Origin of the sequence: Bradyrhizobium sp. B097 (assembly GCF_038957035.1) — a bacterium.
In the GTDB taxonomy this organism is placed as follows: domain Bacteria; phylum Pseudomonadota; class Alphaproteobacteria; order Rhizobiales; family Xanthobacteraceae; genus Bradyrhizobium.
In genome coordinates, this window is record NZ_CP152412.1 from 789,595 (window position 1) to 805,927 (window position 16,333).

Below are 16,333 nucleotides of genomic sequence, written 5' to 3' on the forward strand. Positions count from 1 at the left end.
TTCGAGACGCCGCTTCGCGGCTCCTCCAGCGACAAAGGCGAAGCCTTTGCGCGGGGATGACGGGAACAGCGCCAGGACGACGCCGAGAAGCTACGCCTTGTCCCCGGTCGGCGAGAACAGATAGCCGCCGCCGCGGATGGTCCGGATCACCGACGGCTTGGTCGGGTCGAATTCGATCTTGCGGCGGATGCGCATGATGCGCAGGTCGACGGCGCGGTCGAAGGCTTCCGCGTCGCGCGCATTGGCCAGTTCCAGCAGCCGCTCGCGCGACAGTACGCGCTTCGGGTTGGCGGCGAACACCTTCAGCAGGCCGAACTCGGAGGCCGTCAGCGGGTGCTCATTGCCCTCGTCGTCGCGCAGCGCCTGGGCCTCGAGATCGAGCCATTTGGTGCCGAACCGGACCAGTTGCTCCTTTTCGGCCTTGGCGCTCGCCGATTCCGGCGCGGCAGTCTTGGCGGGCCCGCTCCGCCGCAGCACCGAGCGGATGCGCGCCATCAGCTCGCGCAGTTCGCATGGCTTTGCCACGTAATCGTCGGCGCCGAGCTCGAGCCCGACGACGCGGTCGATCGGGCTGGCAGTAGCTGTCAGCATGATGACGGGGACGTTGATCTTGCTCTTGAGGTCGCGAATGATCGACAGACCATCCTCCTCAGGCATGTTGAGGTCCAGCACCACGAGATCGGGCGTGCTGCTCTCGATCTCCTTGCGCAGGCTCTTGCCGCCATCGCACAGCGTCACGCCGAAGCCGTGCATCTTGAGGTAATCGCCGACCATCTCGCGGGCCGGCGCCTCATCGTCGACGATGAAGATATGCGGGTTCTGGTTCATGATGTCTCTGTCGCCGGCAGTGTAACCGTAAAGGTCGACCCCTGTCCGGGGCCCGGGCTCTGTGCGGTCACATGGCCGCCATGCATGTCGATGATGCGCTTGACGATGGAAAGGCCGAGGCCGGTCGAGCTTTCGCCGGCGGTCGGCTTGGCCGACAGCCGCTGGAACCGACCGAACAGCCGGCCGAGATCCTCGGGGCTGAGGCCGGGGCCCTGGTCGGCGATCCGGATCACCGTATCGTCGCCCTCGTGGCTGACCATGACCGTGATCTTGCCGCCGATCGGCGAGTACTTGATGGCGTTGCTGACCAGATTGTCGATCGCCTCGCGGATCCGGTCGGAGTCGCACATCGTGACGAATTGCTGCGGACCCGAGACCGAGATGCTCTGCTGCTTGTTGACGGCCGAGGGCAAATTGGCCTCGGTGACCTCGTTGACGAGGGCCGCGACGTCGACCGGCTCGCGGCGGATGGTGATGTCGAAGGCGTCGGCCATCGCATCCGAGATCAAATGGTCGACCATCGAGGTCAGCCGCTTGGTGGCGTCCCTGATGTGCTCGACCTGGTCGGTGACGCTTTCCTTCGGCGAGCCGGCGCCGATCAGTTCGGTCAGCATCTCGGTGCGGCCGAGGATCACGCCGAGCGGATTCTTCAGATCGTGTGCGACGGTGCCGAGGATCTCGTTCTTGAAGCCGTTGGCGCGCTGCAGCCGCAGCCATTGCGCCGACAGCCGCCGGTTGGCCTGCATCAGCGCGCGGGTGCGCTGCGCGACGCGATCCTCGAGCTGGGTGTTGGCCTCTTGAAGCTGCTGGTAGAGGATCACGTTGTCGAACGCGATCGACAGCCGGCTCGAGAAGATCTCGACCAGCGCGCGGTCGGTGTCGGAGAGCTGGCGCTCGGCCTGCAGCAGCACCACGACCTCGCGGCCGCTGCCGGTGCGCGAATAGAGCACGCTGCGGTGGTCGGCGAACTCGTTCTTGCGGCGCTGGAAGGCTTCCTCCACCATGTGCCGCAGGTCGGGATCGAGCGCCTTCGAGGACGTCGTGCCGATGAAGCGGCTGTAGCAACCCGAGCAGGCCAGCACCGAGAAATCGGCGGCGGCCGAATTGCCGTCGTCGCGCAGCACCAGAATGCCGGCGCAGTCGACATTGAGCAGCGAAGCGAGTTGGGTCAGCACGCCCTCGGCCAACCGCTGCATCGACTTGAAGTCGTACAGCGTCGAGGCCGCGTCGATGATGATCTCGAGGCCGCGCCTGGTCTGCACCATGCGCTCGAGCTGCTGGTAGCTGCGCAGCGCGGCGGTCAGCGAGGTGAACAGCTTGTCGGCGGTGAGCTCGGTCTTCGCCTTGTAGTCGTTGATGTCGTATTGCACGATGACGCGCCGCTCCGGCGCCTGGCCGGGCTGGCCGGTGCGCAGGATGATGCGGACGGTCTCGTTCTTGATCTCGTTGCGGATGTATTCGACGAGCTCGAGGCCGGCGACGTCGGTCTCCATGATGACGTCGAGCAGCACGGCTGCGATGTCGGGATTGTCCCGCATCAGCGTGCGGCCTTCGGCCGCAGAGTAGGCCGACAGGATCTCCAGCGTCGCGCCATTCAGGTTGTAATCGCTCAGCGCAAAACGGGTGCCTTCGTGGACGGCGTGATCGTCGTCGATCACGGCGATCTTCCATTTCCGTACCGGCGAGTCCTCCGGGGGGCTCTCGGTGTCGTCGATCAGTTGGAGGACATCGTCCTGTTCGGCCATTGACTGGTTCCGTCGGCTGCTGCGTCAGTGATCGTGGGCTCGCCCTTGGCGATCCTGGGCATGATAATGCGAAAAGTGGTGCCTTGTCCTACCCTTGACTCCAGCATCATGCGTCCGCCGAGCTGCTGGGTGACGAGGTTATAGACGATATGGAGGCCGAGGCCCGTACCACCTTCGTTGCGTCGCGTCGTAAAGAACGGGTCGAACGCCTGTCGCTGCACGTCCGGCGTCATGCCGGCCCCGTCATCCGCGAAGATGATCTCGACATCATCGGTGCCGCGACCGCGCGCCGAGATCGTGATGCTGCCGGAGCGACCGTCGGCGAAGGCATGATTGACGGCGTTGAGGAAAAGATTGGTTAAGATCTGGCCATAGGCGCCGGGATAGCCGTCGATCAGGAGCCCGTCGGGCACATCGACGGACAGCGCGATCGCGGCCTTCTTCAGCACCGGCCGCAGGCTCGCCACGATCTGGTCGGTCGCTTCGCTCAAGGCAAACTGGCGGCGTTCGGCATGCGAGCGATCGACGGCGACCTGCTTGAACGACTGGATCAGCTCGCCGGCGCGCTGCAGGTTCGAGACCAGTTGCTGCGATGCGTCACGCGAGGCGCGCACGAATTCGTCGAGCTTGGAGCGGCGCAGCGGCTCGGTCTTCAGGTCGTTCTCGAACATCTCGCTGCGGCGGGCAAAGCTCGAGGCGACCGTCAGGCTGATGCCGATCGGATTGTTGACCTCGTGGGCGACACCCGCAACGAGCCCGCCGAGCGCGGCGAGACGCTCGGCATCGATCAGGTTCTGCTGGGCAGCGTTGAGCTCGAGCAGCGCGCTCTCGGCCTTCTCCTTGGCGCTGCGCAGCTCGTCCTCGGTCTTGCGCTTGGCGATGGCGTTTTCGCGGAACACCTCGACCGCACGCGCCATGGCGCCGACCTCGTCCTTGGCTGTGGTGCCCTGCACCGGCCGGTCGAGGTCGCCCGAGGTAATGGTGCGCATCGCGGCCATGATCTGCGCCAGCGGCAGCCGGATCGACAATGCGATCATGACGCCGGCCGACATGATGACGCCGAGGAAGATCACGGCGATCGACAGCACCCGGCGCGAGATCGACGTCAGCGTCTTGTCGAATGTCTCCTGCGCCTTCTGCTCGCGCTGGCGCATCTTCACCGAGAGATCGTCGATCGCGCCGATCGCGTCGGCCTGGCTGGCGTCGATCGAGTTGCGCAGCAGGTCGGTGCGGTTGGTGAGCTGTTCGCTGAGCTTGCCGAGCCCGTCGCGCAGCTCGGCGGTCTTGACCTTGAGCCGCGCCAGCGCCATGCGCTGCAGATCGTTCTCGGCCAGATCGGTCATGACGGGAATCGTCTTCTCGATCGTATCGACGTTGCGGCGGGCTTCCTCGGCCGACGAGGACGCAAGCGAGAGGTAGTAGGCGTTGGCGGCGACCAAGAGCGAGGTGAAAGCTTCGCGCGACTTGCCGAGCGCGGGCCAGATCAGTGCGTCGCGATGGCCGGTGGCGCCCTCGATGATCGAATAGAGCCCCGCCATATCCTTGGTCGGCGTCAGCACCTCTTCGTCATAGGTCTTGGAGATCGTGGTCTGCACGGTGCGCAATTCGCCGAAGCCGTCGAGGAAGCGGCTGGTGACGCGCTCCAGCTGCTCGACCGAGCCCGACAGCATCGGGTCGGTCGAGGCCCGGTTGGTCAGCGTGCCGAGCACGGCCTCGCGCAGCAGCAGGATTTCCGCGAACAGGTCCGGGCTCGGCTGGTTGATGTAGCGATGGATCAGGTTCTGCAGACGGCTGGTCTCGCTTTCGAGCTTGGCCAGGATCTTGTCGGATTCCCGGACCTGGCGGACATCGTCCCAGGCCGAGCCGAGCACCTTCGAGCCGTTCCAGATCAGCACCGCGAGCACGATCACGACCGCGGAATTGAGCAGCGCGATCGAAAGGATGCGCCAGCGGATCGGCACCGCACGCAGCAACTGGACGATGCGGAAACGGCCCTGCGGCCCAAAGGCCGCCCGCCGTCGCATCGTCCCGTCCTGTTTGGGCGCGTCCAAGATCCGGTCACTCCATGTTGCGGATGCGTTCGATCAGCGCAGCTATCGCCGGATCGCGCTCCGCCTTGGCATAGATGCCGGCCACCGCCGCCTCGAACGGCTTGCGGTCGAAGTCAGTCACGACCTTGACGCCGGCCTGCTCCGCCTGCTTGCGCGAGCGGTCCTCGAGCTCCCGCCACTTCTCGCGCATGTAGATGCTGGAGCGCTGCGCGGCTTCGCGGAAGATGGTCTGCTCGTCCGGCGTGAGGCTGGCCCAGGCCTTGCGCGACATCACCAGCACTTCGGGGCTCACGGTGTGCTGGGTCAAGGTGTAGTAGCCGGCGTATTTGTAGTGGCCGGTGGTGACGAAGGACGGCCAGTTGTTTTCCGCGCCGTCGATCAGCCGGTTGGCGAGCCCGGTCAGCACCTGGCCGTAGGCCATCTCGACCGGCTGGGCGCCGAGCGCGCGGATCATCTCCGACATCTGTGCGGATTGCTGCACGCGCAGCCGCAGCCCCTTGAGGTCGTCGAGCGAGCGCACCGGGCGGACGCTGTTATAGATCGAGCGGGCGCCGGAATCGTAGAAGGTCAGCCCGACGAAGCCGTGGGCCTCGAGACTGTTCAGGATCTCGTTGCCGATCGGTCCATCCAGCACATGCTGCAGGTGCTCAAGGGATCGAAACAGGAACGGCATCGCCAGCACGTTCACCGAAGGCACCATGGTTCCGATCAGTGCGACATTGGTCCGGTTCAGATCGATGGCGCCGGCCCGGGTCTGCTCCAGCGTCTCCTTTTCCTCGCCGAGCTGGCGGGAATGGAAGACCACGATGCGGTGCCGGCCGCCGGTGCGTTCGGCGATCAGGCGGTCCATGTAATTCAGCGCCTGGACCGTCGGATAGTCTTCATTCTGGGTATCGGCGGTGCGGAATTCGCGCGCAACGGCACTCGCCGAGACCACTGTGCATAACAGCGCGACGGCAAGCGTTATTGTCCGCGAAAGGCCGGCGCGGCGGTACACTGGCTACAGTTCCCCTTGTGATTTGTGTCCAGGGCGGGAGGAAAAGGTTCAACGCTTTTTTAGCAGATCGGCGATGGTTCGCCCATCGGCCAATCGTTAAAGCCGCGCTGCAACCTGCGGTGTCGATTGAATTTACGGTTGTAGCGCCTTATGACGGCGTGTCCGCATCCGGGAACGGCTGGTTGTGAAGTCCACCTTGAAGCTCGCCTCGAAGCTGCTGCACCTCGTCGTCGCGGCCCTTCTGCTTGTGGCACCAGCGCAAGCCGCGACCGAGATCATGTGGTGGCACGCGATGTCGGGCGAGCTCGGCAAGCAGCTCGAGAAGCTCGCGGCCGACTTCAACGCCTCGCAATCCGACTACCGGATCGTGCCCGCCTACAAGGGCAACTACACCGAGACCGTCACCGCGGCGATCTTCGCGTTCCGCTCGCGCAGCCAGCCGGCGATCGTTCAGGTCAACGAGATCGCCACCGCAACCATGATGGCGGCGCGCGGCGCGATCTATCCGGTGTTCGAGCTGATGCGCGATCAATCGGAGGCGTTCGCGCCGTCGGCCTATCTGCCCGCGGTGGCCGGCTACTATGCCGATGTCGACGGCAACATGCTGTCGTTCCCGTTCAACGCCTCGACGCCGATCCTGTACTACAACAAGGATATGTTCCGGTCGGCCGGGCTCGATCCGAGCGTACCTCCGAAGACCTGGCCGGAGCTCGGCATCGTGGCCAAGCGGCTGCGTTCCGCGGGTGCGATGTGCGGCGTGACCACCTCATGGCCGTCCTGGATCAATGTCGAGAACTTCTCCGCCTTTCACAACCTGCCGATCGCGACCAAGGCCAACGGCTTCTCCGGGCTCGACGCGCAGCTGATCTTCAACAACCCGCTGGTGGTGCGCCACATCGCGCAGCTCGCGCAGTGGCAGGCCGACAAGACCTTCGACTATAGCGGCCGCGGCCAGACCGCCGAGCCGCGCTTTCAGAAGGGCGAGTGCGGCATCTTCATCGGCTCGTCGGGCACCCGCGCCGACATCAAGGCCAATTCGAAATTCGAGGTCGGCTACGGCATGATGCCGTATGATCCCGACGTGCAGGGCGCGCCGCAGAACTCGATCATCGGCGGTGCGACGCTGTGGGTGCTGCGCGACCGGCCGCGCGCCGAATATGCCGGGGTGGCAAAATTCTTCGCCTATCTGTCGCGGCCCGAGGTGCAGGCCGCCTGGCACCAGAACACGGGCTACCTGCCGATCACCCGCGCCGCGTTCGATCTCAGTCGCACGCAGGGATTCTACGAGCGCAATCCCGGTGCCTCGATCTCGATCGAGGAGGTCACGCTGAAGCCGCCGACCGACAATTCCAAGGGCATCCGGCTCGGCTCGTTCGTCCTGATCCGCGACGTGATCGAGGAAGAGCTCGAGCAGGTGTTCGCCGGCAAGCGTTCGGCGCAGGCCGCGATGGACAACGCCGTCGAACGCGGCAACCGCCTGCTGCGCCAGTTCGAGCGCGCCAATCCGGATCGGTGAGGGTGGCCGTCTGGTCTGCTCAACTGCTTCTCCGTCATCCTGAGAGGATGTGAATGTATCGCTCACAAGCGGCGCCACACACTCAGGGTCGTCCTGGCGAAAGCCAGGACCCATTACCCCGGCCGCTCATCGTTGCGCGAGGCTAGGGCCGCGATCCCGCTTACAATCAAATTCGGTGGTTATGGGTCCTGGCTTTCGCCAGGACGACAGCGTTGATAGGCCGCGCGCGAATGCATCTTCCTTCCCTCACCGACTACGACAGCTACCGCGCCTGGCGCGGCGACACGTCGCGCTGGCTGCCGGTGGCGCGTGACATCGCCGACGGCCACGGCCTGCGCTGCGACGATCCGCACGTGTTCTCAACCGGCACCAACCTCGTGGTCGGGCTCGACGGTGAGCTGATCCTGAAACTGTTCCCGCCGTTTCTGCGCCCGCAATTCGTGTCCGAACGCGGTGCGCTCGCCGAGCTGCGCGGACGGCTCGGCATTCCGATCCCGGATCTCATCGCCGAGGGCGAGCGCGACGGCTGGCCCTATCTCGTCATCACGCACCTCGCCGGCACCGTCGGCTCGGAGGTGTGGCCGTCGCTGCCGGAAGCCGAACGGGAGCGCGTGCTCGGCGAAATCGGCGCCGCGATCGCCGAGGTGCAGCGCGTGCCGCCGGGCAGCCTGCTTGTGATCGAGCCGCGCTGGGAGGCCTTCATGCGCGGGCAGATCGCGCAGTGCAGGGCTCGGCACGAACGGCTCGGCCTGCCGGCGAAATTCCTCACCTCGCTCGACGATCTCCTGCGTGACGCCACTGAGCTGATCCCGATGCACGCGCCGCCGGTGATCCTGACCGGCGAGTACATCCCGGAGAATTTCCTGCTGGGCCGCCGGGCCGACGGCTGGCACGTCGCCGGCCTGTTCGACTTCGGCGACGTCCGGACCGGATGGGGCGAGTACGACCTGCTCGGTCCCAGCGCCTTCATGGCGGCCGGGCATCCGCGCCGGGTGCGCAGCCTGTTCGACGGCTTCGGCATCCCGCGCAGCGAGGTGACGTTCACGCTGAAGCGGCGGCTGATGGCGCTCATGATGCTGCACTCGGCCAGCGATCCGCTCCGGCACATCTGCATCGCGGGCTGGCCGGATCGGGTCGACGATCTCGTGCAATTGCAGGAGTTGATCTGGCCCGACTAGCTCTCTGGATGCGATATCGATCGCCGGCCAGAAAGCGAGCAGTGTCTACAATCTGCTTATCTATTAAGCAGATGGCCTTCCTTTGTATGCAATCCATGCCGCGCTGGCCGGCGTCAGAACAACATACCTTCGAAGATTTCTCTCATATCATCAGCGTGTTAGCGCCTCATAAGATCTCGTTAAGGGTTGGCACAATCCTTGCGATCTGAGTTCCAAGGCCGTTCTCACGGGCGTTGGAGCATCACATGAAGCGTCGCGATTTCCTCAAATCGGTGTCCGGGCTGGCCGCGGGGGCGCTGGCGCCGACCGCGCCCGCGATCTGGTCGCCGGCCAAGGCCGACGCGCGCTCCGAGACCCTGCTGATCGTCTCCGAAGGCGGTCCCAACAATCTCGATATCCACGGCGTCGGCACCAACGTGCCCGGCTATGAGGTGTCGTGGAATTGCTACGACCGGCTGATCAGCCACGAGATGAAGAGCGGTCCGGGCGGCGTGCCCTATTACGACCGCGACAAGTTCAAGCCTGAGCTCGCCGAGGACTTCAACATCGGCGACATGTCGGTCACCTTCAAGCTGCGCAAGAACGCCAAATTCCACGACGGCACGCCGGTGACGGCGAAGGACGTCAAATGGTCGCTCGATCGCGCCGTCAGCGTCGGCGGCTTCCCGACCTTCCAGATGAGCGCGGGCTCGCTCACCAAGCCCGAGCAGTTCGTCGTCGTCGATGACAACACGGTGCGCGTCGACTTCCTGAAGAAGGACAGACTGACGATCCCCGATCTCGCTGTGATCGTGCCCTGCGTCGTCAACTCCGAGCTGGTGAAGAAGAACGCCAGCGAGAAGGATCCGTGGGGTCTCGAATTCACCAAGCAGCAGACCGCGGGCTCCGGCGCCTACAAGGTGACCAAATGGACCGCCGGCACGGAAGTGATCATGGAGCGCAACGACGACTGGGTCTGCGGTCCGATGCCGAAGATCAAGCGTGTGATCTGGCGCATGGTGCCGCAGGCCGGCAACCGCCGGGCGCTGCTCGAACGCGGCGATGCCGATATCTCCTACGAACTGCCGTTCAAGGACTTCCAGGAGATGAAGACGAACGGCAAGCTCAACGTGGTCTCGCTGCCGTTCTCCAACGGCATCCAGTACATCGGCATGAACGTGACCAAGCCGCCGTTCGACAATCCCAAGGTGCGGCAGGCGATGGCCTACGCGATGCCGTATCAGAAGATCATGGATGCGGTGTTGTTCGGCCTCGCCAACCCGATGTTCGGCGCGGCAAAGGACAAGCCGACCGAAGTCGCCTGGCCGCAGCCGACCAAGTATTTCACCGACATGGAGAAGGCCAAGGCGCTGCTCGCTGAGGCCGGCTACGCCAACGGCTTCGAGACCACGATCTCGTTCGACCTGAACTTCGCAGGCGTCAACGAGCCGCTCTGCGTGCTGGTGCAGGAGAGCCTCGCGCAGCTCGGCATCAAGACCACCATCAACAAGGTGCCCGGCGCCAACTGGCGTACCGAGCTCACCAAGAAGGAAATGCCGCTGTTCACCAACGTGTTCTCGGGCTGGCTCGATTACCCAGAGTACTTCTTCTACTGGTGCTATCACGGCAATAATTCGATCTTCAACACGATGAGCTACAAGTCGCCGGAGATGGACAAGCTCATCGATGGCGCGCGCATCGCCGCCGCCAACGGCGACACCGCGGCCTATGACGCGGACGTCAAGGGTTTTGTCGACCTCGCCTTCACCGACATCCCGCGCATCCCGCTCTATCAGCCGTTCGTCAACGTCGCGATGCAGAAGAACATCTCGGGCTACCAATACTGGTTCCACCGCCGCCTCGACTACCGCGCGATGGCGAAGGGGTGAGGCGGTGATGCTGACGGTCCGCCACCTATCGGCACGCGCAAGTGAGGTGAGCACGCTTCTCAGGCTCCCTCCCCCCTTGCGGGGGAGGGTGGGGAGAGGGGTAGGCCGCATACGCGCAAGGACGACGCCAGGCGAGATCGTACTTAATCACTCGCTGCATCACGAGCGGATTGGTGGGGCGTTCAATCTGGCATCGGAGCAAGCGGCACCCCTCTCCCCAACCCTCTCCCGCAAGGGGAGAGGGAGCCCTACCAGTCCCGTTGTGGCGTTGCAGCCGGAAACAGCGAGGCGCAGATGCTGATCGTCCGCCAGCCATGGGCATATGGCGTTCATTCGCGTGAGGTGAGCACATCCCTCAGGCACCCTCCCCCCTTGCGGGGGAGGGTGGGGAGAGGGGTAGGCCGCATACGCGCATGGATGACGCCAGGCAAGATCGAGCCTAATCACTCGCTGCATCACGCGTGGATCAGTGGGGCGTTTCGGCTGGTAGCCGAGCAAGCGGCACCCCTCTCCCCAACCCTCGCCCACAAGGGGGGAGGGAGCCCTACCAGTCTCGCTGTGGCTTTGGATACCGGCGGGAGCACCCCATGCTGACCCTCATCGGCAAGCGGTTGCTATTCGCGATCCCGTCGCTGATCGGGGTGGTGATCGTGACGTTCCTGCTGACACGCGCGCTGCCCGGCGATCCGGCGGCGTATTTTGCAGGGCCTGCGGCGACGAAAGAAGCGGTCGACCAGATCAGGAAGAAGCTCGGCTTCGACAAGCCGCTGATCGAGCAGTTCGTCCGCTACACCAATGATCTCGCCCATGGCGATCTCGGCACCTCGCTGACCACGGGGCAGCCGGTCGCCGCCGAGCTGCGCAACCGTCTGCCGGCGTCGGCCGAACTCACGCTGCTCGGCCTCGTCGTCTCGATCGTGATCGCGATCCCGCTCGGCGTGCTGGCGGCGACGCGGCCGGGCTCCTGGATCGATCATCTCTGCCGGGTCACCACGACGGCCGGCGTGTCGCTGCCGGTGTTCTTCACCGGCCTCGTGCTGGTCTACGTGTTCTATTTTCGGCTCGGCTGGTCGCCGGCGCCGCTCGGCCGGCTCGACGTGTTCTATAGCGCACCGCCGACCGTCACCGGCTTCTATCTCATCGATGCGTTGATCGCGCGCGACTTCGAGGCGTTCCGTTCGGCGTTCAGCCAGCTGATCCTGCCGGCGGTGACGCTCGCGATCTTCTCGCTGGCGCCGATCGCGCGCATGACCCGCGCCTCGATGCTGGCGGTGCTGGCGTCCGATTTCGTCCGCACCGCGCGCGCCAGCGGCCTGTCGCCCGGCAAGGTGATCGTGACCTACGCCTTCCGCAACGCGATGCTGCCGGTCATCACCACGCTCAGCATGGTGTTCTCCTTCCTGTTAGGGGCCAATGTGCTGGTGGAGAAAGTGTTCGCCTGGCCCGGCATCGGCTCCTACGCGGTCGAGGCGCTGATCGCGTCCGACTTCGCGCCCGTACAGGGCTTCGTGCTGACCATGGCGGTCATGTACGTGCTGCTCAATCTTCTGATCGACATCCTCTATGGCGTGATCGATCCGCGCGTCAGGCTGGAAGGTTAGGGAGGGCGCATGAGCACCGTTGCACCGACCGTCGAACCCGCAGGTCCCGCCCGCACCTCCGGGCTTGCCGCGGTTCTCGAGCAGACCCGCTACGTGCTTGGCGAGAACAAGGTCACCGGCTTTGCCTTTGCGCTGCTGGTCGTGATCATGTTTGCCGCGCTGTTCGGGCCCTACGTGGTGCCGTACGACCCGCTCGCTTCGGATACCGCGGCTGCATTGAAGCCGCCGTCCGCCGCGCACTGGTTCGGCACCGATCAGCTCGGCCGCGACATCTTCAGCCGCGTCATCGTGGCAACGCGGCTCGACACCTTCATCGCGGTCGCCTCCGTCGTGCTGGTGTTCCTGATGGGCGGGCTGGCCGGCATCGCCGCCGGCTATTTCGGCGGCTGGACCGATCGCATCGTCGGCCGCATCGCCGACACCATCATGGCGTTTCCGCTGTTCGTGCTGGCGATGGGCATCGTCGCGGCGCTCGGCAACACCGTGCAGAACATCATCATCGCGACCGCGATCGTGAACTTTCCGCTCTATGCCCGCGTCGCCCGCGCCGAAGCAAACGTCCGCCGCAATGCCGGCTTCGTGCAGGCCGCGCGGCTCTCCGGCAACGGCGAATACCGCATCCTGCTCGGGCACATCCTGCCCAACATCATGCCGATCATGATCGTGCAGATGTCGCTCACCATGGGCTATGCGATCCTCAACGCCGCGGGCCTCTCGTTCATTGGCCTCGGCGTCCGGCCGCCGACCGCGGAGTGGGGCATCATGGTTGCCGAGGGCGCCGGCTTCATGGTGTCGGGCGAATGGTGGATCGCGCTCTTCCCCGGCCTTGCGCTGATGATCGCAGTGTTCTGCTTCAACCTGCTCGGCGACGGCCTGCGTGACATCGTCGACCCGCAGCGGAGGACGTGATGACGGGCAAATGCGGAGAGCGAAGCGCAACGTTTGGAAGTGAGGCGGGCACTGTTCTCTCATTCCCTCCCCCCTTGCGGGGGAGGGGCAGGGAGAGGGGTAGCCACGAACTCCGACCTTGCCTGGGGCCACCCCTCTCCCTGCCCCTCCCCCGCAAGGGGGGCGGGAGCGTGAGAGCGGTGCCCGCCTTACTTTGCATGGGGTTGTTTTGCGGATTTTTGGATGACGCCTCGCGTGAGGGGCGGCGCATATGACCGCCCAGCCCCTGCTCGACGTCAGCGACCTCACCGTCGAGTTCACGACGCGGCGCGGCATCGTCAAGGCGGTGCAGCACGTCAACATCTCCGTCGGCAAGGGCGAGACCGTCGGCATCGTCGGCGAGTCCGGCTCCGGCAAGTCGGTGACGTCCTATGCCGTGATGCGCATCCTGGATCGCGCCGGCCGGATCGCCGAGGGTTCGGTGATGTTTTCCGGCATCGACGTCAAGGCGGCGACCGAAAGCCAGATGCGTGACCTGCGCGGCCGCGAAGTCTCGATGATCTTCCAGAACCCGCGCGCCGCGCTCAATCCGATCCGCAAGGTCGGGCACCAGATCGAGGACGTGCTGCGCCAGCATGTGCAGCAGGCACAGGTCACCGATCGCGGCGAAACGGCGATCGAGGCGCTGGAGCAGGTCAAGATCGCGCGTCCGCGCGAGCGCTATCACGCCTATCCGTTCGAGCTGTCCGGCGGCATGTGCCAGCGCGTCGTCATCGCGCTCGCGCTGGCCTGCAACCCGCAGCTTCTGATCGCGGACGAGCCGACCACCGGCCTCGACGTCACCACCCAGAAGGCGGTGATGGACCTGATCGTCGAGCTGACCCGGCGCCGATCGATGTCGACGATCCTGATCACGCACGATCTGGGTTTGGCCGCCGCCTATTGCGACCGCGTCGTGGTGATGGAGAAGGGCCGCGTGGTCGAAACCGCAAAGTCGGCCGACATCTTCGCCGCGCCCCAGCACGACTATACGAAGAAGCTGATGCGCGCGACGCCGCGGATCGGGGTGTCGCTCAGGGATCTGTTGCCGGAGGAGGAGGCGAAGTCTCCGCAGCTAGCCTCCGTCATGGCCGGGCTTGACCCGGCCATCCATCAATCTTCGCAAGATGTTTCTTCCTCGATGGACCCCCGGGTCAAGCCCGGGGGTGACGAGAAGAGAGAACCGCTCCTTGTTGTCGAGAAGTTGGTGAAAGAATATCCCCGCCAGGGCGCAGGCTCGGTGCTCACAAAACTGTTCGGCCGCAAGCCGCCGGTCGAGGAGGAGATCTTCCGCGCCGTCGACGGCATCAGCTTCCAGGTCGACCATGGCGAGAGCGTCGGGCTGGTCGGCGAATCCGGTTGCGGCAAGTCGACGACGTCGATGATGGTGATGCGGCTCTTGGACCAGACCTCCGGCCGCATCATGTTCGACGGCGAGGACATCGGCGCCATCATGCCGCAATCCTTCGCGCGGCTGCCGCGGCGCAGCCAGATCCAGATGGTGTTCCAGGATCCGACCGACAGCCTCAACCCGCGCTTCACCGCGGCGCGCGCGATTGCGGACCCGATCATGCAGCTCGGCGACATCAGGGGGCGCGATGCGCTCCGCGACCGCTGCGAGCAGCTGGCGCGGCTGGTCGGCCTGCCGGTCAATCTGCTGGATCGTTTTCCGCATCAGCTTTCCGGCGGCCAGAAGGCCCGCGTCGGTATCGCGCGCGCGATCGCGCTGCACCCGAAGCTCGTCATCCTCGACGAGCCGACCGCGGCACTCGACGTCTCGGTGCAGGCGGTGGTGCTCAATCTGCTGCAGGACCTCAAGCAATCGATGGGCATGAGCTATCTGTTCGTGTCGCACGATCTCAACGTGGTGCGCCTGCTGTGTGATCGCGTCATCGTGATGCGCAGCGGTCGCATCGTCGAGCAGGGCGCATCCGATGACGTCTTGGGCAATCCGCAGGATGCCTATACAAGGGAGCTGCTCACGGCGATCCCGCATCCGCCGTTGCCGGTGTCCTGAAAAAACTTATCGGGAGCGAAATGGACGATCATCTCGACGACTACATGACCGCCGTCGCCCGGACGATGGCGTTGCCCTTGGAAGACGCCTGGCGTCCGGCGGTGCGCGCAAATCTCGAGGTCGCGCTGCGGCTGGCGCGGCTGGTCGATGACTTCCCGCTGCCTGACGAGCTCGCGTCAGCCGCCGTCTATTCGACCTGAGATCGCGATGTCCGAAACGTCCGCTTTCATGTCGGCCGCCGAAATCGCGCAGGCCGTATCGAGCCGCAAGATCACGGCTCTCGCTGCCACCGAGGCGGCGCTCGCGCGGATCGCTGTGCACGACAAGGTCCTCAATGCCTTCACCGACGTTACCGCCGATCGCGCGCGCACCCGGGCCAAGGCGGTCGATGCCGCGATCGCGGCGGGCCAGCCGGCAGGCCCGCTTGCCGGCGTGCCTTTCGCGGTGAAGAACCTGTTCGACGTGCAGGGCCTCTCGACCCGCGCCGGCTCGAAGATCAATCGCGACCTGCCGCCGTCGCCGCGCGATGCCACGCTGATCGAGCGGATGGAAGCGGCCGGTGCCGTGCTGGTCGGCGCGCTCAACATGGGCGAATACGCCTACGACTTCACCGGCGAGAACGCGCATGACGGCCCGTCGCGCAATCCGCATGATCCGACGCGGATGGCCGGCGGCTCCTCGGGCGGCTCCGGCAGCGCCGTCGGCGGCGCGCTGGTGCCGATCGCGCTCGGCTCCGATACCAACGGCTCGATCCGGGTACCGTCGTCATTCTGCGGCACGTTCGGCCTGAAGCCGACCTATGGCCGGCTATCGCGCGCGCGCTCCTTTCCGTTCGTCGCAAGCTTCGATCATCTCGGTCCGTTTGCGCGCAGCGTGACAGATCTCGCGCTGGCCTATGACGTCATGCAGGGGCCTGACACCGAGGATCCCGCCTGCGTCGCGCGACCGCTCGAACCGACCCTGCCGTCACTTGCCGAAGGCATCGGCGGACTGCGCGTTGCGATCGCCGGAGGCTATTTCCAGCAGAATTTGCTGCCGGAGGCCGTCGAAGCGGTCGCGCGCGTCGCCACGGCGCTCGGCGCCGCGCAGACCGTGGAGCTGCCGGAAGCGGCGCGCGCCCGCGCCGCCGCCTTCATCATGACCACGACCGAGGGCGCCGCGCTGCACCTCGATCGGCTGCGCAAGCGGCCCAACGATTTTGACCCGCCGGTGCGCGACCGCCTGATCGCGGGCGCGATGATCCCGGCGGTCTATGTCGACAAGGCGCAGAAATTCCGCCGCTGGTACCGCGCCAAGGTGCTGGAGCTGTTTCAGTCGGTCGACGTGATCCTGGCGCCGGCAACGCCGTGCACGGCGCCGAAGATCGGTCAGGCCACCTTTACGCTCGACGGGGTCGAGCTTCCGGTGCGTCCCAATATCGGTATCCACACCCAGCCGATCTCCTTCATCGGCCTGCCGGTGGCCGCCGTGCCGGTGCCGCTTGAACCGATGCCGATCGCCGTGCAGATCATTGCCGCGCCCTGGCGCGAGGACATCGCGCTGCGGGTCGCCTACGCGCTGGAACAGATGGGTGTCGCCACGGCTCCCGCGCCAAGAGGAATCTAG

12 protein-coding genes are annotated in these 16,333 nt (G+C 65.4%); 8 read left to right on the plus strand and 4 right to left on the minus strand.

What is annotated here, in order from left to right:
* Positions 1-90: 90 nt before the first annotated feature.
* Genes AAFG07_RS03675 through AAFG07_RS03690 form a run of 4 tightly spaced genes read right to left on the minus strand, consistent with a single transcriptional unit; the run spans position 91 to position 5,621 of the window.
* Entirely contained in the window at positions 91-828 is a 738-nt protein-coding gene (locus AAFG07_RS03675) for a response regulator (protein WP_092122905.1), read from the minus strand.
* Positions 825-2,573, minus strand: a complete 1,749-nt coding sequence (locus AAFG07_RS03680; RefSeq protein WP_342726064.1) for a DUF3369 domain-containing protein — start codon at positions 2,571-2,573, stop codon at positions 825-827. The genes AAFG07_RS03675 and AAFG07_RS03680 overlap by 4 nt, the downstream gene beginning before the upstream one ends.
* Complete coding sequence (locus tag AAFG07_RS03685) at positions 2,543-4,597, minus strand: HAMP domain-containing sensor histidine kinase (RefSeq protein ID WP_342726065.1); 2,055 nt, start codon at positions 4,595-4,597, stop codon at positions 2,543-2,545. The genes AAFG07_RS03680 and AAFG07_RS03685 overlap by 31 nt, the downstream gene beginning before the upstream one ends.
* 34 nt (positions 4,598-4,631) lie before the next feature.
* A complete protein-coding gene (locus AAFG07_RS03690; RefSeq protein ID WP_342726066.1) occupies positions 4,632-5,621 on the minus strand; it encodes a TRAP transporter substrate-binding protein in 990 nt (329 codons plus the stop codon).
* 277 nt (positions 5,622-5,898) lie between these two features.
* Between AAFG07_RS03690 and ugpB the strand changes: the two genes are divergently transcribed.
* The 8 genes from ugpB (at position 5,899) to AAFG07_RS03730 (ending at position 16,333) form a co-directional block, all read left to right on the plus strand.
* Positions 5,899-7,137, plus strand: coding sequence for a sn-glycerol-3-phosphate ABC transporter substrate-binding protein UgpB (ugpB, locus tag AAFG07_RS03695; protein WP_342729043.1), 1,239 nt, complete (start codon positions 5,899-5,901; stop codon positions 7,135-7,137).
* A gap of 230 nt (positions 7,138-7,367) precedes the next feature.
* On the plus strand, positions 7,368-8,315 hold the full coding sequence (locus AAFG07_RS03700) for an aminoglycoside 3'-phosphotransferase/choline kinase family protein (RefSeq protein WP_342726067.1): 948 nt from the start codon (positions 7,368-7,370) through the stop codon (positions 8,313-8,315).
* 245 nt (positions 8,316-8,560) lie between these two features.
* Entirely contained in the window at positions 8,561-10,183 is a 1,623-nt protein-coding gene (locus AAFG07_RS03705) for an ABC transporter substrate-binding protein (RefSeq protein ID WP_342726068.1), read from the plus strand.
* A 587-nt stretch (positions 10,184-10,770) separates the two neighbouring features.
* Complete coding sequence (locus tag AAFG07_RS03710; protein WP_092122920.1) at positions 10,771-11,784, plus strand: ABC transporter permease; 1,014 nt, start codon at positions 10,771-10,773, stop codon at positions 11,782-11,784.
* Positions 11,785-11,793: 9 nt separating this feature from the next.
* Positions 11,794-12,693: an ABC transporter permease gene (locus tag AAFG07_RS03715; RefSeq protein WP_342726069.1), complete on the plus strand. Its 900-nt coding sequence runs from the start codon at positions 11,794-11,796 to the stop codon at positions 12,691-12,693.
* Positions 12,694-12,943: 250 nt separating this feature from the next.
* A complete protein-coding gene (locus AAFG07_RS03720; protein WP_342726070.1) occupies positions 12,944-14,728 on the plus strand; it encodes an ABC transporter ATP-binding protein in 1,785 nt (594 codons plus the stop codon).
* Between the two features lie 20 nt (positions 14,729-14,748).
* Positions 14,749-14,928, plus strand: a complete 180-nt coding sequence (locus tag AAFG07_RS03725; RefSeq protein WP_097676916.1) for a DUF4089 domain-containing protein — start codon at positions 14,749-14,751, stop codon at positions 14,926-14,928.
* 28 nt (positions 14,929-14,956) lie between these two features.
* Complete coding sequence (locus AAFG07_RS03730) at positions 14,957-16,333, plus strand: AtzE family amidohydrolase (RefSeq protein WP_342729045.1); 1,377 nt, start codon at positions 14,957-14,959, stop codon at positions 16,331-16,333.

Coding starts and splice junctions, on each gene's coding strand:
- AAFG07_RS03675 (WP_092122905.1), bottom strand. CDS start 828: ATGAACCAGAACCCGCATATCTTCATCGTCGACGATGAGGCGCCGGCC.
- AAFG07_RS03680 (WP_342726064.1), bottom strand. CDS start 2,573: ATGGCCGAACAGGACGATGTCCTCCAACTGATCGACGACACCGAGAGC.
- AAFG07_RS03685 (WP_342726065.1), bottom strand. CDS start 4,597: ATGCGACGGCGGGCGGCCTTTGGGCCGCAGGGCCGTTTCCGCATCGTC.
- ugpB (WP_342729043.1), top strand. CDS start 5,899: ATGTGGTGGCACGCGATGTCGGGCGAGCTCGGCAAGCAGCTCGAGAAG.
- AAFG07_RS03700 (WP_342726067.1), top strand. CDS start 7,368: ATGCATCTTCCTTCCCTCACCGACTACGACAGCTACCGCGCCTGGCGC.
- AAFG07_RS03705 (WP_342726068.1), top strand. CDS start 8,561: ATGAAGCGTCGCGATTTCCTCAAATCGGTGTCCGGGCTGGCCGCGGGG.
- AAFG07_RS03710 (WP_092122920.1), top strand. CDS start 10,771: ATGCTGACCCTCATCGGCAAGCGGTTGCTATTCGCGATCCCGTCGCTG.
- AAFG07_RS03715 (WP_342726069.1), top strand. CDS start 11,794: ATGAGCACCGTTGCACCGACCGTCGAACCCGCAGGTCCCGCCCGCACC.
- AAFG07_RS03720 (WP_342726070.1), top strand. CDS start 12,944: ATGACCGCCCAGCCCCTGCTCGACGTCAGCGACCTCACCGTCGAGTTC.
- AAFG07_RS03725 (WP_097676916.1), top strand. CDS start 14,749: ATGGACGATCATCTCGACGACTACATGACCGCCGTCGCCCGGACGATG.
- AAFG07_RS03730 (WP_342729045.1), top strand. CDS start 14,957: ATGTCGGCCGCCGAAATCGCGCAGGCCGTATCGAGCCGCAAGATCACG.